Source organism: Streptomyces sp. NPDC024698 (genome assembly GCF_055559015.1).
On record NZ_JBVHLK010000011.1, the window covers coordinates 169,043 to 191,018 of the forward strand.

A 21,976-nucleotide genomic window follows, 5' to 3' on the forward strand; every position below is an offset into this window, starting at 1 on the left:
AGAATGGGGGGAGGAGCAACAAGCCTTGAACCAGTGGGAGCGCTCCCATAGTGGAGAAAGGGGTGTGGACGGTCAAGGTGCTTGAAGAGTCGAAATGATTCGACAGATCAACTGTGCAACTGCCCTGGGCAATGGCGGCACTTGGCGCTAGCTTCATCCGCACCAGTGGGAGCGGTTCCATCAGTCGACGCGTCCGTCACGGCGTGCCAGAGCTGCAAGGAGTCGCTTCATGCGTCACCCCCCGCGTTTGTCTCTCCTCGTCATCGGCGCCGCCGTCGCCCTCGTGGGCACGGCCGTCGCGCCGGTCGTCACGGCCTCGGGAGCAACTCCCGCGTGCACGGTGGAGTATTCGGTCACCGGCCAGTGGGACGCCGGCTTCCAGGGCGCCGTGACCATCACCAACAACATGGCCACACTGAGCAGTTGGAGCCTCGGCTTCGATTTTCCGAACGGTCAGAAGGTCACCCAGGGCTGGAACGCCAAGTGGTCCCAGTCCGGTACGACGGTCACCGCGTCCAACGAGAGCTGGAACGGCTCGCTGGCGAGCGGCGCGAGCGTCAGCGCCGGGTTCCTCGGCTCCTGGTCGGGAGGCAACGCGGTGCCGACGGCCTTCCGGCTGAACGGCACCACCTGCAACGTGGACACCCAGCCGACGCCCACTCCCACCCCCACGCCCACCCCGACCGACCCGCCGTCGACCGGTGGCGCGGCGCCGAAGCTGCACGTCTCGGGCAACAAGCTGGTCGACTCCGCCGGAGCCGGCCGCAGGCTGCTCGGCGTCAACCGCTCCGGTGGCGAGTTCATGTGCGTCCAGGGCTACGGCTTCTTCGACGGTCCCGTCGACGACGCCTCCGTCAAGGCGATCGCCGACTGGAAGGCCGACACGGTCCGCATCCCGCTGAACGAGGAGTGCTGGCTGGGCCTCGCCAACATCAAACCGGAGTACGCCGGCGCCAACTACATCGCCGCCGTCAAGGGGCTGGTGGCCAGGGTCGAGGCGCACGGCATGACCCCGGTGCTCGATCTGCACTGGACGTACGGGCAGTACACCGGCAACTCGGCGGGCTGCTCCGACGTGCACGCCACCTGCCAGAAGCCGATGCCCGACGCGCAGTACACCCCGTCCTTCTGGTCCTCGGTCGCGAGCACCTTCGAGGACGACCAGGCCGTCGCGTTCGACCTGTTCAACGAGCCCTACCCGGACCGTGCGACCTCCACGGCCACCCCGGCGTGGACCTGCTGGCGCGACGGCGGCACCTGCCCCGGCATCTCCTACCAGGTCGCCGGGATGCAGTCCCTGGTCGACGCGGTACGCGGCACCGGCGCCAAGAACGTGATCCTGGCCGGCGGGCTCGCGTACTCCAACGACCTGAGCCAGTGGCTGACGTACAAACCCAGTGACCCCACGGGCAATCTCGTCGCCGCCTACCACGTCTACAACTTCAACACCTGCGCGAGCGAGAGCTGCTGGAATTCGACCCTCGCTCCCGTCGCCGCCCAAGTCCCCCTGGTGGCGGGCGAGATCGGGGAGAACACCTGCTCCCACTCCTTCGTCGACACCGTCATGAAGTGGTTCGACGACCGGGGGCTCTCGTACCTCGGCTGGACCTGGAACACCTGGGACTGCTCCTCGGGCCCGTCGCTGATCTCGAACTACGACGGAACCCCGACCTCCTACGGCATCGGGTTGCGCGACCATCTGCGCGCCCTCGCCGGCTAGGCGACCGCGCGCGATCCGCCAGGGGCCGGATCAGTCCTTCCCCAGCCCCTGGCGGATCGCGAACTCCACCGCCGAGTAGTCCCCGTCGGCCCGCTCCAGTTCGAGCGGGACCGCCGGGTGCAGCGGCGGCTGCGCGATGAAGCGCGGCCGGCTCCCGTGATGGGGCTGCGCCGCGTGCACCAGGAACGGATGACACAGATACACGTCGCCGGGCCGGCCGGTGGCGTACGCGACCGGCCGGTGCTCCGACGCCTCGACCAGGCTCGGGGCGAGGTCCAGACCCGAGACGCCCTCCTCCCCGTACGGTTCGAGGAGCGGCGGCACGTCCAGGTGCGAGCCGACCCGGATCCGGGTCGGCGCGTCCTGTGGCCCCACCTCGGTGAACAGGAAGAGCATCAGCAGGGCGCGATCCCTGGAGCGCAGATTCGTGTGGTACCAGTTCGCGCCGTCGGGCAGATAGCTTCCCTCGATGTGCCAGCCCGCGTCGTCCGGCTCCTCGGCGTGCGGGAAGCGCAGCGGGAAACTCCCCAGCGAGTAGCGCGGCTCCCAGCGGCCCTCACCGAGCAGCAGGTCGAACGCCTCGTGCAGGGCAGGTGTGTTGACGGCGGCGGCGAAGGGGCCCTGGGCCATCCCGGAGACCCAGCGCACCGGCTCGGTCCAGGTGGCGGGGTCGTCCGGGGAACAGCCCGTCTCCTCCCACAGCAGCCGGACGCAGTCGGCCGCGACCCGTGGCGGGAAGGCGCCCTCGATCCGTACGAAACCGTCCGCGAGGAAGCGCTCCAGCATCACGTCGTCCATGCGGCCATGCTCGACGACGGCCCCCTCCGGGCGCACCCGGTTTTCAGGTGCGCTCTTTTGCCGTTCGAGCAACACGACTGGCCGTTTCCGGGACTGGTGGCGCAGGCTGGCCTCCTACCGCGAGAGAGGCTTCCCCCATGGCACAGGACCACGATCACGACCACGGCAGCGGCCACTGCCAGCGCTCGGCACAGGGGCACGGGAACGGGCACGCACAGGGCCACGGGCACGCGCACGGCGGGACCCATGACCACACCCACACCCACATCGACTTCGCCGAGATGCTGCCCATGCTGGTGCGGGAGGCCGAGCTGTTCACCCCGGCGTACACGCAGGCGGCCGAGTGGCTTCGGGAGCAGCGTCCCGATCCGGGACTGATCGTGGACGCGGGAAGCGGCCCCGGCGTCATCTCCGGCCTGTTCGCCGAGAAGTTCCCCCGCGCCCGGGTCGTCGCCGTGGACGGCGCCGAGCCCCTGCTGGCGGAGGCCCGCGCCCGGGCCGAGCGGCTGGGCTTCGCCGACCGCTTCGGCACGATCGAGGCCGAACTCGCCGACGGCGTGGGCGACCTGGAGTACCCCGCCGACCTGCTGTGGGCGAGCCGGTCGCTGCACCACGTCGGCGACCAGCGGGCCGCGCTCACGGGCTTCGTCCGGAGCCTGGCCCCCGGCGGCACCCTCGCCCTGCTGGAGGGCGGCCTGCCCACGCGGTTCCTCCCGCGCGACACCGGCATCGGCCGGCCGGGTCTCGAAGCCCGGATCGACGCGGTGCACGACGAGTGGTTCACCAGGATGCGGACCGAGCTGCCCGGTTCGGTGGCGGAGACCGAGGACTGGCCCGCCCTGCTCACCGCCGTCGGGCTCCGGCACACGGCGACCCGCACCTTCCTGGTCGACCTGCCCGCCCCGCTCTCGGACGAGGCCCGCGCCTTCGTCCTCACCGCGCTGACCCGCAGGCGGGAGGGGCTCGCCGAAGGGCTCGACGCCGAGGACCTCGCCACGCTCGACCGGCTCCTGGACCCGGACGACAAAGCGAGCGTGCACCACCGCTCGGACGTGTTCGTCCTGACGGCGATGACGGTGTACGTGGGCGTCAAGCCGGAGTAGCCCCGGTGGCCCTCGGCCGGTCGCGCACGGCCGGCGGGCCTTGACATCGAGTGTGCTCCAAGTGGTGAACTCCCCTGGTCCTGAGCACAGTTGGCCCGTCGGGGCCGGACACTCCTGGGGGTGCACCATGACCGATTCTCCTGTCGCGCTCATCACCGGGGGCGGAAGCGGCATCGGAGCCGCGGTCGCCCGCCGGCTGCTCGGCGCCGGGCACCGGGTGGCTGTCACCGGTCGCGGTGAGGAGCGGCTGAACGCGTTCGCCAAGGAACTCGGCCGCCCCGAGGGGCTGTTGACGATCGTCGGGCACGCGGCCGAGTACGACGAGGTGCGCGCCGCGGTCGAGACGACGCTCAAGGGATTCGGGCGGATCGACACCGTCCTCGCCAACGCCGGGTTCGCCACCCATGACACGGTCGCGGACGGGGACCCGGCCGGCTGGTCCGATATGGTGCTGACCAATGTGCTGGGTCCCGCGCTGCTCATCAGGGCGTCCATCGACGCGCTGAAGGAGTCCCGTGGCCGCATCGTGCTGATCGGCAGTGTCGCCGGGCATGTGAACACGCCCGGCAACATCTACGGAGCGACCAAGTGGGCGGTGACCGGGCTGGCCGAGAACACCCGGCGTCAGGTCACCGAGTACGGCGTGGGCGTGACCCTGGTCTCGCCCGGCCGGGTGGAGACCCCGTTCTGGGACAGCTACGGGAGCCTGCCGCCGGGGCATCTCCTGACGGCGGACCAGATCGCCGACTCGATCGTCTGGGCGGTCGGGCAGCCGGCGGGTGTCGACGTGAACACCGTCGTCGTCCGCCCGATCGGCCAGCCCGTCTGATCCGCGCCCGGGGGGGCCGGAGTCCCCGTCTCCCCCCAGGCCGTCACCCTCCGCCGTCCCTGTCCCCCGGACCGTCCCCACCTCGCGGGTCCTCAGTTGTTCGCGAGGAACTGCCTGGCCAGCGAGTCCCCGAGGGACACGGCCGCGCTGTGGCTATCGATGGGGGACACCTGCGAGTTCTTGAACAATATGTACGTCACGCCGCTGTCGGCCCCGCCCGTCTCCGGGTCGGGGTCGATACCGAGCGCGTTCGCCGTGGCGTACGACGCCTCACCGATGATCTTCGTCGGCCCGGTGTCGCCGACCACCGCGTACTCGACCTTGCCGTTGTAGACGACGGCGACCACACCGCCGCCCTTGATGCCCGAACTCGTGTACTTCCAGATGCTGCTGGAACTCGGCACGACGACGTACGGCAGGGAGTCGGCGCGCAGTGGCCTGCCGTCGGACTGGTGGAAGGCGGTGTCGTCCTGGAACCAGGGGTCGGTGTCGGCGTTGCACCTGGAGGTGACCTGGCCGTCGCAGTCGACGTCCATGTCGGCCTTCCAGAACACGGCGCCGTTCTTGCCGCAGACGGGGATCGTGGCCGAAGTCTCTTCGTCGGTCCTGTACTTGCCGTTCGAGATCTGCGAACAGGACGTCACCTTGGCGAGGAGGGCGGCCGCGCTGACCGAGCCCTCCTGCGCCGAGCGGGGGGCGGCGGTGCCGGAGGCACTGGCCGGGAGCGCGGCGACGGCGAGCAGTGCCGCTCCGGCGACCGCGGACAGGGTCAGTGTTCGAGTGCGCACTGTGGGGGACCCTTCTGTTAGGAAACTTTCCTTACCGGGTTGGATCCAAAGTGGCCCTGCTTGCATGACCGCGTCAAGACCTGTTCCCGGGTTGGTCCGGGCCAAGGGTGCGAAAAAGCCGCCGCCCGGATGCGGTGAGCATCCGGGCGGCGGCTGCGGTGCCGGGCCGGTCAGCCGACGTCGAAGGCGGCCGGGTCGGGGCCGATCCGGCGGTCCTCGTTCAGGGCCGAGATCGCCGCGATGTCCTCGGTGTCCAGGGAGAAGTCGAACACGTCGATGTTCTCCTTGATCCGGGACGGGGTCACGGACTTCGGGATCACGACGTTGCCCAGCTGGAGATGCCAGCGCAGCACGATCTGGGCCGGGGTGCGGCCGTGCTTCTGGGCGATGGCGACGATCGCCGGGACCTCCAGGAGGCCCTTGCCCTGGCCCAGCGGCGACCAGCCCTCGGTCGCGATGCCCTGCTCGGCGTGGAACTCGCGGGCCGCGCGCTGTTGGAGGTGCGGGTGCAGCTCGATCTGGTTGACGGCCGGGATGACGGACGTCTCGTCGATCAGTCTCGCCAGGTGTTCCGGCAGGAAGTTCGAGGTGCCGATGGCCTTCGCGCGGCCGTCGGCGTAGATCTTCTCCAGCGCCTTGAACGTGTCGACGTAACGGTCGCGGGACGGCGTCGGCCAGTGGATCAGATACAGATCGACGTAGTCCAGGCCGAGCTTTTCCAGCGAGGTGTCGAAGGCACGCAGCGCGGAGTCGTACCCCTGATCACTGTTCCAGAGCTTGGTGGTGACGAAGAGCTCCTCGCGGGCGATGCCGGAGGCGCTGACGGCCTTGCCGGTGCCCGCTTCGTTGCCGTAGATCGCCGCTGTGTCGATGCTGCGGTACCCGGACTCCAGCGCGGTGGCGACGGCCCGCTCCGCCTCGTCGTCAGGCACCTGCCAGACGCCGAAGCCCAGCTGCGGCATCTCGACGCCGTTGTTCAGGATGATCGGGGGGACCTTGCTCACGAGCTCTCGATCCTTCAGTCGTCGGATGGTTCTCGTATCGTCAACGATCACGGGCCGTGAAGCATTCCTGACCGGGCTCAGGGCGCGCGGAATCGAAGATTGGCTGAAATAGTCCGATCAATCATCCCCGCGCTTGCGCAGGAGCCTGATCCGGGATCACGTCCGGTACAGCGCCTCGACCTCCGTCGCGTACGCCTTCTCGATCGCCTTGCGCTTCAGCTTCAGCGACGGCGTCAGCAGCCCGTGCTCCTCGGTGAACTGGTTGGCCAGGATCCGGAACGTACGGATCGACTCGGCCTGCGAGACCAGGGTGTTCGCGGCGACCACGGCGCGCCGCACCTCGGTCTCCAGATCGGGGTCGCGCACCAGCTCACCGGCGGACAGCGGCGGCTTGCCGCGCATCTGGAGCCAGTGCTCGACGGCCTCGGAGTCGAGGGTGACGAGCGCGGCGATGTACGGCCGGTCGTTGCCGACCACTATGCACTGCGCGACCAGCGGATGGTCGCGCACCCGCTCCTCCAGCACACCCGGCGAGACGCTCTTGCCGCCGGAGGTCACCAGGATCTCCTTCTTGCGCCCGGTGATGGTGAGATAGCCGTCCTCGTCCAGGGACCCCAGGTCTCCGGTGGCGAGCCAGCCGTCGTGCAGGGTGGCGTCGGTGGCCTTGTCGTTGTTCAGATAGCCCTGGAAGACGTTGCGGCCGTTCAGCCAGATCTCGCCGTCGTCCGCGATGTGCACCGTGGTGCCGGGGATCGCCTGGCCGACGGTCCCGAACCGGGTGCGCTCGGGTGGGTTGGCGGTGGCGGCCGCCGTGGACTCGGTGAGCCCGTACCCCTCGTAGATGGTGATGCCCGCGCCCGCGAAGAACAGCCCGAGCTGCCGGTCCATCGCCGAACCGCCCGACATCGCGTGTCGGACCCGGCCGCCCATCGCGGCCCGCACCTTGGAGTAGACGAGCTTGTCGAGGACCTGGTGCTGCATGCGCAGGCTCGCCGAGGGGCCGGGACCGATGCCCCAGGCCTTGGACTCGACGGCGTCCGCGTACCGCACGGCCACGTCCACGGCCTTCTCGAACGGACCGGCCTTGCCCTCCCGCTCGGCCTTGCGGCGCGCGGAGTTGAAGACCTTCTCGAAGATGTACGGCACCGCCAGGAAGAAGGTGGGCCGGAACGCGGCGAGGTCCGGCAGCAGCGCGGACGCGTTCAGCTGGGGCTGGTGCCCGAACTTCACCCTTCCCCGGAACGCGGCGATCTGCACCATCCGTCCGAAGACGTGCGCGAGCGGCAGGAACAGCAGGGTGCTCGCCTCGTCGCCCCGCTTGGAGTGGAAGACGGGTTCCCAGCGATCGATGACGGTGTCCGCCTCGAACATGAAGTTCGCGTGGGAGATGACACAGCCCTTGGGGCGTCCTGTCGTGCCGGAGGTGTAGATGACCGTCGCGGTCGATTCCGGGGTGACCGCGCGGCGGTGCCGGTGCACCACCTCGTCGTCGAGGTGCGCTCCCGCCTCGTACAGCTCGTGCACCGCGCCCACGTCGAGCTGCCAGAGTCTGTGCAGCTGGGGCAGCCGGTCGACGACGGTGGCGATGGTCATCGCGTGGTCCTCGTGCTCCATCATGACCGCCGCCACCTGGGCGTCGTGCAGCATCCAGAAGACCTGCTCCGCCGAGGACGTCGGGTAGATGGGCACGACCTGGGCGCCGATCGTCCACAGGGCGAAGTCGAAGAGGGTCCACTCGTAGCGGGTACGGCACATGATGGCGACCCGGTCGCCGAAGCGGACGCCGTGGGCCAGCATGCCCTTGGCGAGCGCCAGGACCTCGTCCCGGAACTCCGCCGAGGTCACATCACGCCACTGTCCCTGGTCGTCCTTGCGGCCGAGAGCGACGTGGAGCGGGTCCAGGTGGGCATACTCGAACACGGCGTCGGCCAGGCCGCCCACCGGCGGCGCCGACGCCGACGGGGGGTTGGTGAACTCGCGCAATACCGCTCCTCGTGGCCTCCGCACAGCGCCGTGAAAGCTACCCCACCATGCGAGCGGGCGGGAGGGGGCTCGAACCGCCGGGGAGTGTGCCGAGCGCACAGGTCAACCGTGCGAAATGCCCGCACAAGGGGAACGGGCGGACAGTATCGCCTACGGTTCCGTAGGTTTCGGGCGCTTAATCTCCACGGAATCGCTACGACACCGATCGGCCCCGATCGACCACGATCAGTCACGATCCGGTGTCCGCCCGCCGGGTCGGTCCTGGGCCCCCTAGCTGCTCTGCCGCCCGGTGCAGCCGGTCCCCACCTGCGAGGATCGCCGTCGCGAGCGCGTCCGCGGCGCCCTGCGCGGACGGCCGCCGCCGGCCGTGCACCAGCACGAAGTCGACCTCCCCGAGCTCCGGGAGTCCCGCCCGCTCAGGGACCCGAACCAGACCGGGCGGCACCAGTCCACGGGAGTGCGCCATCACACCGAGGCCCGCGCGGGCCGCCGCGATCAGACCGTTCAGGCTGCCGCTGGTGCAGGCGACGCGCCACGGCCGGCCCTGACGCTCCAGCGCCTCCAGGGCGAGCGCACGGGTGATGCCCGGCGGCGGGTACACGATCAGCGGGACCGGTCGGTCCGGGTCGAGCCGCAGCCGCGGGGCGCCGATCCACACGAGACGGTCGTGCCACACGAGCTCGCCGCGCGGATCCTCGGGCCGCCGCTTCGCCAGCACCAGATCGAGATGCCCGGCGGCGAGCTGTTCGTGGAGGGTGCCGGACAGCTCGACCGTCAGTTCGAGGTCCACCTCGGGGTGGTCGGTGCGGAACCCCTCCAGGATCTCCGGCAGCCGGGTCAGCACGAAGTCCTCGGACGCGCCGAAGCGCAGCCGCCCGCGCAGCCGGGTCCCGGTGAAGAACGCCGTCGCCTGCTCCTGCACCTCAAGAATCCGCCGCGCGAAGCCGAGCATCGCCTCGCCGTCCTCGGTGAGCTCCACGGAGTGGGTGTCGCGGGAGAACAACTGGCGGCCGGCCGCGTCCTCCAGCCGGCGCACATGCTGGCTGACCGTGGACTGGCGCACCCCCAGCCGCCGGGCGGCCCGCGTGAAGCTCAGCGTCTGGGCCACGGCCAGGAACGTACGCAGCTGGGAGGGGTCGTACACCCCCCCCCACGTTATCGCGATCCGTGATGACAGTCAGAACGGTATGACGGATTCCTGATCGCACCGGGGCAAGGGACGATGGAGACGGCACGATCCGCCGACGGCGATCGGCCGCACCGAGCCGAGCGACCGAGCAGTGGAGCACCGTGAAACGCCTGACGTGGCCGAGCTGGATGCCGGTCGACCCCTTCATCCTGCTGCTGCTCGGCACCGTGGGCCTCGCCGCCCTGTTCCCCGCGAGCGGAACGGCGGCGGACGTCGCCTCGGGCGCGTCCACGGCGGCCATCGCCTTTCTCTTCTTCCTGTACGGCGTGCGCCTGTCCACGCGGGAGGCGGTGGACGGCCTCAAACACTGGAGACTGCACGGTACGGTCCTGATCTGCACCTTCGTGGCGTTCCCGCTGCTCGGCCTGGCCGCCCGCGGTCTGGAACCGGTGCTCCTGACGCACGACCTCTACACCGGCCTCCTCTTCCTCACCCTCGTCCCCTCGACCATCCAGTCGTCGATCGCCTTCACCTCGATCGCCCGCGGCAACGTGCCCGCCGCCATCTGCGCCGGCTCGTTCTCCTCGCTCGCGGGCATCGTCGTCACCCCGCTGCTCGCCGCGCTCCTCCTCGGCAACAGCGGCGGCGGCTTCTCCGCGGACTCGCTCGTCAGGATCGTGCTCCAGCTCCTGGTGCCGTTCCTGGCCGGACAACTGCTGCGCCCCTGGATCGGCGCGTTCATCACCCGCCACAAGAAGGTGCTCGGCTACGTCGACCGCGGATCGATCCTGCTCGTGGTGTACACCGCGTTCAGCGAGGGCATGGTGCAGGGCATCTGGAGCCAGGTCGGCGCCGTCCGACTGGGAGGCCTCCTCCTCGTCGAGGCACTGCTGCTCGCCGTGATGCTCCTGCTGACCTGGTACGGCGCGAAGGCCCTGCGCTTCGATCGCGGGGACCGGATCGCCATCCAGTTCGCCGGGTCCAAGAAGTCGCTCGCCTCGGGACTGCCCATGGCCGGTGTCCTGTTCGGCGCGCACGCCTCCCTCGCCGTGCTCCCGCTGATGCTCTTCCATCAGATGCAGCTCATGGTGTGCGCGGTGATCGCCCGGCGCCGGGCCCGTGACCCGGAGGTGAGCGGCCGGACCGGCCGGGGTGAGCCGGCCGGCTCCGGAGGCCGACGGTTTCTAGTCCGTGCCGCTCACCCGGTCCAGCGGTAGCCACAGGACGGTGTCCGGGGTCACCTTCCGTGCGGGCGGCGCCGACAGCTCGTCGTCGCTCAACGCGCGGTCGTAGACCCGTACATCGTCGATGGCTCCGGTGAAGTAGGCCCGGCTGTCCATCCGCTGGCCGATGTGCACGCCGAACGGCGAGTTCCGGCTCACCGATCCGGTCACGTCGGCCGTGCTCACGGTCGTCCCGTCGATGAACAGGGTGAGCTCTCCCGCGCCGCGCCGCAGCGCCAGGTGGTGCCACAGGCCGTCGTTGAAGGCGGCGGTGGTCCGCACGAACGCCGTGGCCGGGGGCGAGGCGCCGTTCCGGGTGGTGATCAGACCGGTGATGCGGTTCGAGGCGGGCTCCCCGCGCAGCCACACCTGCGGCTGGCTCGTCCCGATCCCGCCCATCCACAGCAGGGGCTGCTCCCCGCCGGTGGCGGTGTAGCGGAACCACAGGGACGCGGTGAAGTCCTTCGTCCCCAGCGGCAACCGGTCCTGATAGGGCAGCCGTACGGCGTCGTCGGCGCCGTCGAACTCCAGCGCGCCGCCGAGTACGCCCGAGGTCTCGCTCGCGCCGCCGAGGACCGCCGCCCGCCGGGTGTACGGAGCGAGGTCGGCCGTCGTCGGGTCCGGACCCCGGCGCCGCTGGAGCCAGTCCTCGGTGAAGCGGGCGAAGCGGATCTCGTCGCGCGCGTCGACCGCGCCGCCCTCGTAGACCAGGCCCACGGAGTCACCGTCGACACGCACCAGGTCGGAGTAGCCGGACCAGTCGGTGGTGACGACCGTTCCGCGGTCCACGCTGTCCCAGGTGCGCCCTCCGTCGTAGGAGGAGCGGATCATCATGGTCCGGCGGCGGTCCGGGTCGGCGGGGCAGGACAGCAGGATCCGGTCGCCGACCCGCAGCGTCGAGCCCTGCACCTGGGGCGCGTAGAGGCCGGGGAGGTCACGGAAGCGGGACACGAAGCTGTCGCCGCCGTCCCGGCTGACCGCCTCGGTGCGGTGGCCGAGATCGGTGCCGTCCTGTTCGCGGCCGCTGACCAGGACCGATCCGTCGGCGCGCTCGGCGAGCGTCATCTCGGACGGCTTCTGCCGGTAGGTGCCGTCGGCCGCGATCGGCCAGGAGTCCGCCGCCCCGATGCCCCAGTGGTCGCCGCCGTCGTCGCTGGTGATGAGGGCGGCGTTGTTGGCGGTGACCCGGCCGCCGTCCCAGGTCTCGGTGTTGACGGCGAACACCAGCCGGCCCGCGTGCCGGCCCCGGGTGAGCTGGATGCCGTGCACCGGACCGGTGGCGTACCAGGAGTTCCAGTTCGCGGGCAGGATCTCGGAGCTGAGATCACGCGGCCGGGACCAGCTCAGACCGTCGTCGTCGCTGTACTGGAGATGCGGGGTGCGGTCGCAGGGGACCGAGCAGCTCGCGCTGTCGGTACGGCCGGTGTTGTAGGTCTCCGCCAGCACGATCCGGCCGGTCTCCCGGTCCACGACCGGGGTGGGATTGCCGTGGGTGTCCCCGTTCCCGTCGTTGACGACCTGGAGCGGGCTCCAGGTGCGCCCGCCGTCGGTCGAGCGCTTCACCACGATGTCGATGTCGGCCGCGTCACCGCAGTTCAGGACGCGTCCCTCGGCGAACGCCAGCAGGGTGCCCCGGGTCGTCCGGACGACCGAGGGGATGCGGAAACAGGCGTAGCCCGGATCCTGGGACGCCTTGAACAGCACCTGCTGCTCGAACGCGTCGGCGGCGGACCCCGGTTCGGCCCGGGCCGTGCCCGGGAGCGTGACGAGCGCGGCGATGCCGAGCAGTGCGACGAGGAGGGACCTCGGACGGGTGGGGAGGCGTGACGGCATGGTGCGACCTGCCCTTCGTACGACGGCTGGGCATTCCGGATTCTATGGACATCCCACGTCCAACGTTCGCGCCGCAGAGGCTACTTGGGCGTTCACGCACCCCACAAGGAGCAAGCACCGGTCGTGTTCACGCCAGAATTCGCGGGTGCGTGGCCACCCGGCGGGAGCCGTTCACGGGCCCGTCGATCCGGATTTCCGGTACGGACGGCTGATGCGGGCTAACGTTCCGTCATGACCGCACCCGAAACCGAACCCCGCCTCGCCCTCGATCCGACGCGCACGGCCCTCGTGCTCGTCGATCTGATGGAGCGCATCGTGGCGTTGCCTCTCGAACCGCACAAGGGGACCGAAGTACTCGCCGCCGCTCAGGAGTTGGCGGAAACCTTCCGCAAGGCGGGCGCGCTCGTCGTCCTCGTCAGGGTCGAGCGGTCCGGGGTCGCGGAGCAGCCTCCCGGGAGCGGGCTGGTCGCCGGGCTCGTCGCGGAGGGTGATCTGGAGATCGTGAAGAGGACCATCGGCGGCTTCCAGGGCACAGGACTCGACGAGCGGCTGCGCGAACACGGCGTCTCCACCCTGGTGTTCGGCGGAATCGCCACCAACCTCGGGGTCGAGTCGACCGCACGGGCCGGTGGCGACCTCGGCTACGACCTGGTCTTCGTGGAGGACGCGATGGCCGCGTTCACCGCGGCCGAGCACGAGGCCTCGGTCCGTCTGGACTTCCCGCGCCTCGGCACGGTCGTGACCGCGGGCGAGGTGCGCTTCTCGACGGGGTGAACCCCGGCGGACGCCGAAGCCGTCTGCTCCCCGCCTTCCGGGCCCCGCCCGGTGTCGCGGGGAGCCGGTGTCAGCCCTGGCCGGCCGTGGCCCGCAGGCTGATGCGGTGTTCGCCCGCGTACACGTTCATGTTGGCGCCGCGCAGGAACCCGACGAGGGTCAGGCCGGTCTCCGCCGCCAGGTCGACGGCCAGCGACGACGGGGCGGAGACCGCCGCGAGCACCGGGATCCCGGCCATCACCGCCTTCTGCGCCAGCTCGAAGGAGGCGCGGCCCGAGACCAGCAGAACCGTCCGGGACAGCGGGAGCGTGCCGTTCTGGAGGGCGCGGCCGACCAGCTTGTCGACCGCGTTGTGCCGGCCCACGTCCTCGCGGATGTCGACCAGCTCGCCCTCCTCCGTGAACAGCGCCGCCGCGTGCAGGCCCCCGGTCCGGTCGAAGACCTGCTGCGCCGCGCGCAGCCGGTCGGGGAGGCTCGCCAGCAGACCGGGCTCCAGCCGCACGGGGGGAGTGGTGCCGTCCAGCGTGTCGTCGATGGTCCAGCGGGCCGTCGTGCGCACCGCGTCCAGACTCGCCTTGCCGCACAGACCGCACGACGAGGTCGTGTACACGTTGCGTTCGAGCGTGATGTCGGGAACGACGAGCCCGGGTGCCGTCCGTACGTCGACGACGTTGTACGTGTTGGAGCCGTCCACCGTGGCGCCCGCGCAGTACACGATGTTCTGGAGCTCGTCGGCCCGGCCCAGCACGCCCTCGCTCACCAGGAAGCCCGCGGCCAGCGCGAAATCGTCGCCCGGGGTGCGCATGGTGATCGCCAGGGGCTTGCCGTTGAGCCGGATCTCCAGCGGTTCCTCGGCGACGAGCGTGTCCGGACGGGTGCTCACGGCTCCGTCCCGGATGCGGATCACCTTGCGTCGTTCCGTGACTCGTCCCATGTCCTGATCAGTCCCGCTTCCATGCGTGCGGCCGGCCGGATCGGTCCTGGCGATCGCCGGTTGGCGTTCGGGCCACCCGGGGCGCGGCGCGGGGGTGGCCTTCACGCCTCATTGTCCTGCACCCGCGGAGCGGGCGGCGTGGTGCCTCACGGGAGCCCACGGATCCAGGCCGGGGGAGCGACCGTTCGTCGCGCCAGGGATACCGCTCACCGCATACGGCCGACGAGTTCGCGTCCCCCCGCTTCACAGCCCGGCAACCGCTTCCTATGGTCCGGATCATGAGCCCTCCCGTCGCACCCCCCGGTTGGAGCCGCTGGCTCGTCCCGCCGGCCGCCCTCGCGGTCCATCTCTCCATCGGCCAGGCCTACGCCTGGAGCGTCTTCAAGCCCCCGCTCGAATCCGCGCTCGGCCTCAGCGGAACCCAGAGCGCGCTGCCCTTCCAGCTGGCCATCGTGATGCTCGGCCTGTCGGCCGCGTTCGGCGGCACCCTCGTCGAGAGCAAGGGTCCGCGCTGGGCCATGACCGTCGCCCTCGTCTGCTTCTCCTCCGGCTTCCTCATCTCCGCGCTCGGCGCGGCCACCGAGCAGTACTGGCTGATCGTCCTCGGCTACGGCTTCGTCGGCGGCACCGGCCTCGGCATCGGCTACATCTCCCCGGTCTCCACGCTGATCAAGTGGTTCCCGGACAGGCCCGGAATGGCCACCGGCATCGCGATCATGGGCTTCGGCGGCGGCGCGCTCATCGCCTCGCCCTGGTCCGCCCAGATGCTGAAGTCCTTCGGGTCCGACTCCTCCGGGATCGCGCTCGCCTTCCTCGTGCACGGTCTCTCGTACGCCGTGTTCATGACGCTCGGCGTGCTGCTGGTGCGCGTGCCGCGTGGCGGGGCACCGGCCGCCGAAGGGCCGAGCGTGCTCGACGGGGTCCAGGTCTCCGCCCGCGACGCCGTCCGCACCCCGCAGTTCTGGCTGCTGTGGGTCGTCCTGTGCATGAACGTCACCGCGGGCATCGGCATCCTGGAGAAGGCCGCGCCGATGATCACGGACTTCTTCGCGGGCAGCTCCACCCCGGTCACCGCCTCCGCGGCCGCCGGGTTCGTCGCCCTGCTCTCCGCCGCCAACATGGCGGGCCGCATCGGCTGGTCCTCGGCCTCCGACGTGATCGGCCGCAAGAACGTCTACCGGGTCTACCTCGGCATCGGCGCCCTGATGTACGCGCTGATCGCCTGGCTCGGGGACTCCTCGAAGCCCCTGTTCATCCTGAGCGCGCTGGTGATCCTCTCCTTCTACGGCGGAGGCTTCGCCACGATCCCGGCCTATCTGAAGGACCTGTTCGGCACCTACCAGGTCGGCGCCATCCACGGCCGGCTGCTCACCGCCTGGTCCACCGCCGGCGTCCTCGGCCCGCTGATCGTGAACCGGATCGCCGACCACCAGGAGGCGGCGGGCAGGCACGGCCCGTCCCTGTACGGACTGTCGTTCCTGATCATGATCGGGCTGCTCGCCGTCGGCTTCGTCGCGAACGAGTTCGTACGCCCCGTGCACGCCCGCCACCACATCCCCGCGCCGAGGGAGGCCGCCGATGTCGCACGACAGCAGCCCGAGTCCGCCTGACGGCGGCGCCGTCCCGGGTCCCTCCGACCGGCGGGCGCTGACCGTCCTCGCCTGGCTGTGGGTGGGCGCGCCCCTGTGCTACGGCGTCTACGAGCTCGTCCAGAAGGCCACCCAACTGTTCTCGGGGTAGGTGTTCGGACGTCCCAAGGTCTGACAGAAGCCGACAAGCCTGGCGCCGCAATCCTGTGGCATCACCTGCCGTCGTACCCGTGAGTCACTGATCAGACTGGTGGATCCCGCTACCCGAAGCACGAGGGGGACCACTCATGAACGGCTCACGGATCGCCGCCGTCGGTCATTATCAGCCCGCCAAGGTACTCACCAACGAGGACCTGGCGGGCATGGTCGACACCAGTGACGAGTGGATCCGGAGCCGTGTGGGCATCCGGACCCGCCATGTCGCCGGGCCCGACGAACCGGTCGACGAGCTGGCCGCGCACGCCGCCGCCAAGGCGCTCGCCTCGGCCGGTCTGACGCCGGGCGACATCGACCTCGTCCTCGTCGCCACCTCCACGGCCGTCGACCGCTCCCCGAACATGGCCGCCCGGGTCTCCGCCCGTCTGGGCATCCCCTCGCCGGCCGCGATGGACGTCAACGTCGTCTGCGCCGGGTTCACCCACGCCCTCGCCACCGCCGACCACGCCGTGCGCGCCGGCGCCGCCACCCGGGCGCTGGTCATCGGCGCCGACAAGATGACCGACGTGACGGACTGGACCGACCGCACCACGTGCGTCCTCGTCGGGGACGGCGCGGGAGCCGCCGTGGTCGAGGCCTGTCCGGCGGGCGAGGAGCCCGGCATCGGGCCGGTGCTGTGGGGCTCGGTCCCCGAGATGGGGCACGCGGTACGCATCGAGGGCACCCCCTCGCGGTTCGCGCAGGAGGGGCAGAGCGTCTACCGCTGGGCCACCACCCAGCTCCCGCCGATCGCCCGGAAGGCCTGCGAGCGCGCCGGCCTCGCGCCCGAGGACCTGGCCGGAGTCGTCCTGCACCAGGCCAACCTGCGCATCATCGAGCCGCTGGCCCTGAAGATCGGCGCGGTCAACGCGGTCGTCGCCCGCGATGTGGTCGACTCCGGGAACACCTCCGCCGCCAGCATCCCGCTCGCCTTCTCCAAGCTCGTCGAGCGCGGGGAGATCTCCACCGGCGACCCCGTCCTGCTGTTCGGCTTCGGCGGCAACCTCTCCTACGCCGGGCAGGTCGTCCGCTGCCCGTGACGCGGCCCCGGCCGTCCGCCGGGCCCCGCCGCCCCCGGTATGACGGGCCCAACTCCCCTGTCTGCGGCGCGTTTGCGCGCCGTAGACTGCGGGCGCAAGACAGTTGACCGTCGACTTTCCTACCGCGGCGACGGCGCCGCCCGGGGAGGGGCCGTGATGTCGTCGCCAGGCCTGCCGCCGGGAGCGGTGCCCGGGCTGGAGCGGCCCGGGCCGCTCCGCGACCGTGTCCACGAGGCGCTGCTCGAACTCATCACCACCCGGGCCCTGAAGCCGGGCCGGCACCTCGTCGAGAGCGAACTCGCCGGTCGGCTCGGGGTCTCCCGGCAGCCCGTGCGGGAGGCGCTCCAGCGGCTGAGCACCGAGGGCTGGGTCGAACTGCGGCCCGCCCAGGGCGCGTTCGTGCACGAGCCGAGCGAGGCGGAGGCCGACCAGCTCCTCACGGTCCGTACGCTCCTGGAGGCCGAAGCCGCCCGGCTCGCCGCCGCCAACGCGGGGCCCGCCGCCGTCGGCGCGCTCCAGGACCTGTGCGCGCAGGGCGAGCGGGCGGTCGGCACCGACGACATCGACGCCGCGGTCGCGCTGAACGCGCGGCTGCACGCCACGATCATGGAACTCGCCGGCAACAAGGTCCTCGCCGAGCTCGCCGCACAGGTCGACGGCCGGGTCCGCTGGTACGGCGCACAGGTGGCCGGGCGGCGCGGCCGGCAGTCCTGGAGGGAACACCGCGAACTGATCGCCGCGCTCGCGGAGGGCGACGGACAGCGGGCCGGGGACGTCATGCGGGCCCACACCGAACGCACGCGGCAGGCGTACCACGACCGCGAGAAGTAGCCGGCCGACCGGTGCCGCCCGCCGGGACGCTTCCCGGAGAGCCCCCCCTGGCGCCCCGGCACCGGTCGCGAGCCCGGGTGGTCAGCCGATGCCCTGCCGGTCCGGGAGCAGCGCGAAGGCGCGGTCGGAAGGTTCGGGGACCGACCGTTCCACCGCCTCGACGAGCAGTGCCCGGTGCCGGAGCAGGGGCTCGCGGCGGTCCGCGGGAGCGATCGCGGCCAGATCGTCGAGCCCGGCGACGAGACGCCGGGTGACCTGCGGTGTGCCCACGGCGCAGCCGCGGATCTCGGCGAACCCGAGATCGACCAGCTGGGTCCACCCCGGCACCGGCTGCACCAGCCGCACCGTCCCGCGCCGGTCGCGATGGAGCGCCGCGTCGAGGGGCCGGCCGGCGACGGCCGCCAGGAACTGCACGATGCGGTCGATCGCCTGCACGGCCGTGGTCGGGTCGTTCACCGCGGCCGACAGGGCCCGCAGCCCGATGTCGGACAGCTGCCGCAGTCCGAACGCGAAGTCCTGGTGGAAGGTGCGCTCCACCCCGACGGACACGGTGCGGCCGAGCGAGCGGCCCGCCGGGGCGGGACCCCCGTGCACGGCGAACAGCGGCGTGCCCGGTACGACGAAGTCCCCGATCCGCGGGATCAGCCTCAGGACGACGTCGTCCCGCCGGGCCGCCCGCACCAGCCGGGTGATGTTCACGTCCCGCAGGACGCCGGCCCGCCCGTGGTGGGCGACCTGGGCGGTCTCGGGCCCGAGCGTCTCCTGCTCGCCGGTCGAGCGGCCCACGGGCATGCGCGCCACCACCTTGAAGGCCTCGCGGGTGATCCGGGCGATGACATGGCTGATGCGCATGAGACGCAGGGTCTGGTTCACGTACAGCACGAAGAGCAGCAGGCTCAGCCCCAGCATGGTGAGCGTCAGCACCGACTGGATCAGCGGGATCGAGGTCACGTAGCGCGCCTCGGTCTGCCCCTCGTACGAGGTCAGCACGAGCAGCGACAGCAGGAACGTGGCGAGGAACACGGCGAAGGTGGCCTTGGTGATCCTGCTCCGTACGAAGATCCGGACCACGCGCGGACTGAACTGCCCGCTGGCCATCTGCACGGCGACCAGCGAGATGCTGAACACCACACCGATGAAGGTCATCATCGCCGAGCTGACCACGGTCACCACGGCCTTCGCGTCCTCGGCCAGCCGCAGCAGATCGTCGAGGGTGTCGTAGTCGCGCGCGTCGCGCAGCGAGTCGACGATCGCGGTGTCGATCCCGGTCGCCACCGCCCACACCACGAAGACCAGCACCATGGCCGCGGTCGGCGCGAACCAGAACGTGTCCCGAAGGTGCTCCCGCCACGGCGACAGTGCCCTCGGACGCCGACCTTCCCGCAGACCACCGGTAGTCATCCAGTCACCCATGGTGAGACTGTAGGCGCACCCCCACCGCGCTCCGCGGACCCGCTCCGGAGGCCCGGATATGCAGGTGAAGGGCACTCCGAAACCTTGGTATTGTTGTCCATGTCGCCGCGGGGAACACCTCCGGCCAGGCGACAGACACCTTGTCCGGGTGGCGGAATGGCAGACGCGCTAGCTTGAGGTGCTAGTGTCCTTTATCGGACGTGGGGGTTCAAGTCCCCCCTCGGACACTTTATGTAGCGATACACGAATGAGGACCTCGGCCTGACGGTCGTGGTCCTCTTTGCGTTCCCCGGCTGAAGGACGTCCCCGGGCGAGTGCCGGCCGGGCGTCCCCCACGCCGCAGGCGGCGGCCGGCAGTGGGCCGGTCGCCGCCTTGCGGGAGGGATTCGGGTTCGCGGGGGGAGTGGTGGCGGGTCAGTTGGACGCGCTGCCCGAGACCCACTGGCTCCACGGCATGTTCCAGTCGCTCAGGCCGTTGTCCGGGGCCACCTTCGCCTTGTCCGCGGAGTTCTTGACGATCACGACGTCACCGACCATCGAGTGGTCGAAGAACCACGCGGCGGGCTGCGTGCCGTCGCCGGCGTTCCTGACGTCCTTCAGGCCCACGCAGCCGTGGCTGGTGTTGACCTTGCCGAAGACCGAGTCGCCGCCCCAGTAGTTGCCGTGGATGAACGTGCCCGAGGCGGTCAGGCGCATGGCGTGCGGTACGGCCTTGATGTCGTAGGAGGGCTTGCCGTCCTTCTCCGTGAGGCCGACCGTCGCCGCGTTCATGTGGACGTGCCGGAACTTCTCGGAGATGACCATCTGACCGTTGTACGTCGGGTGCTCGGGGCTGCCGGACGAGATCGGGACGGTCTTGAGCGTCTTGCCGTCCCGCACGACGGTCATCTGCTTGGTCTTGGCGTCGACCGTGCTGATCTGGCTTCGGCCGATCTTGAACGTGACCGTCTTCTGGACGCCGTCCAGGCTCATCCTGACGGTGACCGTGGAGCCGGGCTTCCAGTAGTGCTCGGGGCGGAAGTCCAGGCGGCTGCTGTTGAGCCAGTGCCCGGCGACCTGTTCGCCGCTGCTGGTGCTGACCTGGATCCTCGACTCCACGGAGGCCTTGTCGCCGATCGCCCTGTCGAAGGCGAACGACACCGGCATGCCCACGCCGACGGTCGAGCCGTTCTCGGGGGACAGGTGCCCGATGAAGTCGTTGGCCGGGGAGACCGTGGAGATCGTGGCGTTCTCCGTGGCGGAGCGGCCCTTGGCGTCCTCGGCCTCGGCGGCGACCTGGTACCGGGTGGCCTGCTTCAGCGGGCCGTCCGTCTTCCAGGACGTGCCGTCCGCGGACAGGGTGCCCCGGATCTCGGTACCGGTCGCGACGGCGGTCATGGTCACCTTGGTGAGCCTGCCGTCGCTGACGGTGACGCTGACGGGGTCGTTGATCCCGACGCTGTGAACCGCCTGCCCGGGCGATATCGCTATGCGGGCGTCGGACACGTCCTGGGTGCCCGCCTGGGACTGCTGCGCCTGGGAAGGCTGTGCCGTCGCCGGCGCCTGACCCTGCGCGTGCGTCTCCGAGCGGGTCCCGGTGTCGTTGGTGGCCGCATAGCTGGTGCCGCCCAGCGCCGTGAGGGCGAGTGCGCCGACCGTGACCATCAGTCCGGTGCGTTGCTTGCGTGCGGTGATCAAACGCTTCTCCCATGCCACTCGTCGTTGAATCCCTCGAACCGATCGCCGAGGGGGCAATCAGCTCCAAAGAAGCATTTTTACTCTTTAGTCCGTTTTGGGGGAGGGGTTTGTGGCGAGCTTCACGCGCATCGATCTCGACGTCCTGTCCGGCCGGACCGCGGGGGCCTGTGTTTCCGTGACGTCAAACGTGATGTTGAATACGGAAACAATGTTGACATGAACACTTCCGTCAAGTGGTTGCCGGTTGTACTAAATGAGGGCCAGCTTTCCCGCTCAGGGAGGTCCTGTGAGACGCGTCAACTTGCGATCCACCCTTGTCGCCTTCGGTCTCGCGATGATGTTCGGCCTGGTGCTGACCGGTCCGGCGCACGCCGCCGGACCGGCCTATGTCGCGCTGGGGGATTCGTACTCGGCCGGCAACGGCGCAGGGAACTACGACAGTTCGAGCGGAGACTGCCACCGCAGCCTCAGTGCCTACCCCTATCTGTGGAAGAACGCCCACGCACCGTCCTCGTTCGCCGACACCTCCTGCTCGGGCGCGGTCACCACCGACGTCACGAACGGCCAGCTCGCCCCTCTGAACTCCTCCACCGGACTCGTCTCGCTCACCATCGGCGGCAACGACGCCGGCTTCTCGGACGTCATGACCACCTGTGTGACCGGCTCCGACACCGACTGCGTCAACCGCGTCAACACGGCCGAGAACTACGCCCGGAACACGCTCCCCGCCCGCCTGGACGCCACCTACGACGCCATCCGCGCCAAGGCGCCCAACGCCAAGGTGGTCGTTCTCGGCTACCCGCACATGTATACGCTCAACGTCTTCTGTGTCGGCCTCAGCGCCACCAAGCACAGCAAGATCGACGAGGCCTCCGACGTCATCGACGGCGTGATCGCCGGCCGTGCCGCCGCCCACGGCTTCGTCTTCGGCGACGTCCGCACCGCGTTCGGCGGCCACGAACTGTGCTCCAGCGACGGCTGGCTGCACTCCCTGGTGGTCTCACCGAGCTGGGAGTCGTACCACCCCACCGCCACCGGCCACGCCAGTGGCTACTACCCCGTCCTCAACGCCAACAGCTGACCTCCCCCCGGGGCGGGCCGGCCTGGCCCGCC

19 protein-coding genes and 1 tRNA gene are annotated in these 21,976 nt (G+C 70.4%); 11 read left to right on the forward strand and 9 right to left on the reverse strand.

The window, feature by feature from the left end; translation table 11 throughout:
* Nucleotides 1-229: 229 nt before the first annotated feature.
* Nucleotides 230-1,720, forward strand: coding sequence for a cellulose binding domain-containing protein (locus ACZ4AA_RS24395; protein ID WP_467606465.1), 1,491 nt, complete (start codon nucleotides 230-232; stop codon nucleotides 1,718-1,720).
* Nucleotides 1,721-1,750: 30 nt separating this feature from the next.
* Here the strand turns inward: ACZ4AA_RS24395 and ACZ4AA_RS24400 are convergent, their stop codons facing one another.
* Nucleotides 1,751-2,518, reverse strand: coding sequence for a phytanoyl-CoA dioxygenase family protein (locus tag ACZ4AA_RS24400; protein ID WP_467606468.1), 768 nt, complete (start codon nucleotides 2,516-2,518; stop codon nucleotides 1,751-1,753).
* Nucleotides 2,519-2,655: 137 nt separating this feature from the next.
* On the opposite strand from ACZ4AA_RS24400, the gene ACZ4AA_RS24405 reads away from it, so the two are divergent.
* Both ACZ4AA_RS24405 and ACZ4AA_RS24410 read left to right on the forward strand, forming a co-directional pair.
* Nucleotides 2,656-3,621, forward strand: coding sequence for a methyltransferase domain-containing protein (locus ACZ4AA_RS24405; RefSeq protein ID WP_467606470.1), 966 nt, complete (start codon nucleotides 2,656-2,658; stop codon nucleotides 3,619-3,621).
* A 127-nt stretch (nucleotides 3,622-3,748) separates the two neighbouring features.
* Nucleotides 3,749-4,450 (forward strand): SDR family oxidoreductase, encoded by a 702-nt coding sequence (locus ACZ4AA_RS24410; protein WP_467606473.1) that lies wholly within the window; start codon nucleotides 3,749-3,751, stop codon nucleotides 4,448-4,450.
* Between the two features lie 92 nt (nucleotides 4,451-4,542).
* Here the strand turns inward: ACZ4AA_RS24410 and ACZ4AA_RS24415 are convergent, their stop codons facing one another.
* The 4 genes from ACZ4AA_RS24415 to ACZ4AA_RS24430 form a co-directional block, all read right to left on the reverse strand.
* On the reverse strand, nucleotides 4,543-5,238 hold the full coding sequence (locus ACZ4AA_RS24415; protein WP_467606478.1) for a glycoside hydrolase family 75 protein: 696 nt from the start codon (nucleotides 5,236-5,238) through the stop codon (nucleotides 4,543-4,545).
* A 170-nt stretch (nucleotides 5,239-5,408) separates the two neighbouring features.
* Nucleotides 5,409-6,200 carry an aldo/keto reductase gene (locus ACZ4AA_RS24420; RefSeq protein WP_467606653.1) on the reverse strand — a complete coding sequence of 264 codons (792 nt, stop codon included), beginning with the start codon at nucleotides 6,198-6,200 and terminating at the stop codon, nucleotides 5,409-5,411.
* 198 nt (nucleotides 6,201-6,398) lie between these two features.
* Nucleotides 6,399-8,225 (reverse strand): AMP-dependent synthetase/ligase, encoded by a 1,827-nt coding sequence (locus tag ACZ4AA_RS24425; protein ID WP_467606481.1) that lies wholly within the window; start codon nucleotides 8,223-8,225, stop codon nucleotides 6,399-6,401.
* Between the two features lie 229 nt (nucleotides 8,226-8,454).
* Nucleotides 8,455-9,369, reverse strand: coding sequence for a LysR substrate-binding domain-containing protein (locus ACZ4AA_RS24430; protein ID WP_467606485.1), 915 nt, complete (start codon nucleotides 9,367-9,369; stop codon nucleotides 8,455-8,457).
* Nucleotides 9,370-9,542: 173 nt separating this feature from the next.
* Here ACZ4AA_RS24430 and ACZ4AA_RS24435 point away from each other — a divergent pair, with 173 nt between their 5' ends.
* A complete protein-coding gene (locus tag ACZ4AA_RS24435) occupies nucleotides 9,543-10,571 on the forward strand; it encodes a bile acid:sodium symporter family protein (protein ID WP_467606655.1) in 1,029 nt (342 codons plus the stop codon).
* On the opposite strand, the gene ACZ4AA_RS24440 is transcribed toward ACZ4AA_RS24435, so the two are convergent.
* Nucleotides 10,539-12,410 (reverse strand): exo-alpha-sialidase, encoded by a 1,872-nt coding sequence (locus tag ACZ4AA_RS24440; protein WP_467606488.1) that lies wholly within the window; start codon nucleotides 12,408-12,410, stop codon nucleotides 10,539-10,541. The two genes, ACZ4AA_RS24435 and ACZ4AA_RS24440, sit on opposite strands and share 33 nt — an antisense overlap.
* A gap of 231 nt (nucleotides 12,411-12,641) precedes the next feature.
* Between ACZ4AA_RS24440 and ACZ4AA_RS24445 the strand changes: the two genes are divergently transcribed.
* Nucleotides 12,642-13,184, forward strand: a complete 543-nt coding sequence (locus ACZ4AA_RS24445; protein ID WP_467606491.1) for an isochorismatase family protein — start codon at nucleotides 12,642-12,644, stop codon at nucleotides 13,182-13,184.
* Between the two features lie 70 nt (nucleotides 13,185-13,254).
* Here ACZ4AA_RS24445 and fdhD read toward each other — a convergent pair whose 3' ends face one another.
* Nucleotides 13,255-14,118: a formate dehydrogenase accessory sulfurtransferase FdhD gene (fdhD, locus tag ACZ4AA_RS24450; RefSeq protein ID WP_467606493.1), complete on the reverse strand. Its 864-nt coding sequence runs from the start codon at nucleotides 14,116-14,118 to the stop codon at nucleotides 13,255-13,257.
* Between the two features lie 278 nt (nucleotides 14,119-14,396).
* On the opposite strand from fdhD, the gene ACZ4AA_RS24455 reads away from it, so the two are divergent.
* The 4 genes from ACZ4AA_RS24455 to ACZ4AA_RS24470 all read left to right on the forward strand — a co-directional run bounded on the left by ACZ4AA_RS24455 (nucleotide 14,397) and on the right by ACZ4AA_RS24470 (nucleotide 17,773).
* Nucleotides 14,397-15,728: an OFA family MFS transporter gene (locus ACZ4AA_RS24455; RefSeq protein WP_467606496.1), complete on the forward strand. Its 1,332-nt coding sequence runs from the start codon at nucleotides 14,397-14,399 to the stop codon at nucleotides 15,726-15,728.
* Nucleotides 15,697-15,858, forward strand: a complete 162-nt coding sequence (locus ACZ4AA_RS24460; protein ID WP_339132468.1) for an MFS transporter small subunit — start codon at nucleotides 15,697-15,699, stop codon at nucleotides 15,856-15,858. Before ACZ4AA_RS24455 ends, ACZ4AA_RS24460 begins: the two co-directional genes overlap by 32 nt.
* A gap of 136 nt (nucleotides 15,859-15,994) precedes the next feature.
* Entirely contained in the window at nucleotides 15,995-16,942 is a 948-nt protein-coding gene (locus ACZ4AA_RS24465) for a beta-ketoacyl-ACP synthase III (protein WP_467606502.1), read from the forward strand.
* A 156-nt stretch (nucleotides 16,943-17,098) separates the two neighbouring features.
* Nucleotides 17,099-17,773, forward strand: a complete 675-nt coding sequence (locus ACZ4AA_RS24470) for a GntR family transcriptional regulator (protein WP_467606507.1) — start codon at nucleotides 17,099-17,101, stop codon at nucleotides 17,771-17,773.
* A gap of 81 nt (nucleotides 17,774-17,854) precedes the next feature.
* On the opposite strand, the gene ACZ4AA_RS24475 is transcribed toward ACZ4AA_RS24470, so the two are convergent.
* Complete coding sequence (locus tag ACZ4AA_RS24475; RefSeq protein WP_467606510.1) at nucleotides 17,855-19,186, reverse strand: DUF2254 domain-containing protein; 1,332 nt, start codon at nucleotides 19,184-19,186, stop codon at nucleotides 17,855-17,857.
* A 142-nt stretch (nucleotides 19,187-19,328) separates the two neighbouring features.
* On the opposite strand from ACZ4AA_RS24475, the gene ACZ4AA_RS24480 reads away from it, so the two are divergent.
* Nucleotides 19,329-19,413, forward strand: a tRNA-Leu gene (locus tag ACZ4AA_RS24480).
* Between the two features lie 187 nt (nucleotides 19,414-19,600).
* On the opposite strand, the gene ACZ4AA_RS24485 is transcribed toward ACZ4AA_RS24480, so the two are convergent.
* The gene (locus ACZ4AA_RS24485) at nucleotides 19,601-20,830 is read right to left on the reverse strand and encodes a L,D-transpeptidase (protein WP_467606658.1); all 1,230 of its coding nucleotides are present in this window, start codon (nucleotides 20,828-20,830) and stop codon (nucleotides 19,601-19,603) included.
* Between the two features lie 319 nt (nucleotides 20,831-21,149).
* Here ACZ4AA_RS24485 and ACZ4AA_RS24490 point away from each other — a divergent pair, with 319 nt between their 5' ends.
* Complete coding sequence (locus ACZ4AA_RS24490) at nucleotides 21,150-21,944, forward strand: SGNH/GDSL hydrolase family protein (RefSeq protein WP_467606513.1); 795 nt, start codon at nucleotides 21,150-21,152, stop codon at nucleotides 21,942-21,944.
* The last annotated feature ends 32 nt before the right edge of the window (nucleotides 21,945-21,976 follow it).

Bases quoted from the DNA above. Each gene is read 5' to 3' on its own strand.
- ACZ4AA_RS24395 (WP_467606465.1), top strand. From the start codon at position 230: ATGCGTCACCCCCCGCGTTTGTCTCTCCTCGTCATCGGCGCCGCCGTC.
- ACZ4AA_RS24400 (WP_467606468.1), bottom strand. From the start codon at position 2,518: ATGGACGACGTGATGCTGGAGCGCTTCCTCGCGGACGGTTTCGTACGG.
- ACZ4AA_RS24405 (WP_467606470.1), top strand. From the start codon at position 2,656: ATGGCACAGGACCACGATCACGACCACGGCAGCGGCCACTGCCAGCGC.
- ACZ4AA_RS24410 (WP_467606473.1), top strand. From the start codon at position 3,749: ATGACCGATTCTCCTGTCGCGCTCATCACCGGGGGCGGAAGCGGCATC.
- ACZ4AA_RS24420 (WP_467606653.1), bottom strand. From the start codon at position 6,200: ATGCCGCAGCTGGGCTTCGGCGTCTGGCAGGTGCCTGACGACGAGGCG.
- ACZ4AA_RS24435 (WP_467606655.1), top strand. From the start codon at position 9,543: ATGCCGGTCGACCCCTTCATCCTGCTGCTGCTCGGCACCGTGGGCCTC.
- ACZ4AA_RS24440 (WP_467606488.1), bottom strand. From the start codon at position 12,410: ATGCCGTCACGCCTCCCCACCCGTCCGAGGTCCCTCCTCGTCGCACTG.
- ACZ4AA_RS24445 (WP_467606491.1), top strand. From the start codon at position 12,642: ATGACCGCACCCGAAACCGAACCCCGCCTCGCCCTCGATCCGACGCGC.
- fdhD (WP_467606493.1), bottom strand. From the start codon at position 14,118: ATGGGACGAGTCACGGAACGACGCAAGGTGATCCGCATCCGGGACGGA.
- ACZ4AA_RS24455 (WP_467606496.1), top strand. From the start codon at position 14,397: ATGAGCCCTCCCGTCGCACCCCCCGGTTGGAGCCGCTGGCTCGTCCCG.
- ACZ4AA_RS24460 (WP_339132468.1), top strand. From the start codon at position 15,697: ATGTCGCACGACAGCAGCCCGAGTCCGCCTGACGGCGGCGCCGTCCCG.
- ACZ4AA_RS24465 (WP_467606502.1), top strand. From the start codon at position 15,995: ATGAACGGCTCACGGATCGCCGCCGTCGGTCATTATCAGCCCGCCAAG.
- ACZ4AA_RS24470 (WP_467606507.1), top strand. From the start codon at position 17,099: ATGTCGTCGCCAGGCCTGCCGCCGGGAGCGGTGCCCGGGCTGGAGCGG.
- ACZ4AA_RS24475 (WP_467606510.1), bottom strand. From the start codon at position 19,186: ATGGGTGACTGGATGACTACCGGTGGTCTGCGGGAAGGTCGGCGTCCG.
- ACZ4AA_RS24485 (WP_467606658.1), bottom strand. From the start codon at position 20,830: ATGGTCACGGTCGGCGCACTCGCCCTCACGGCGCTGGGCGGCACCAGC.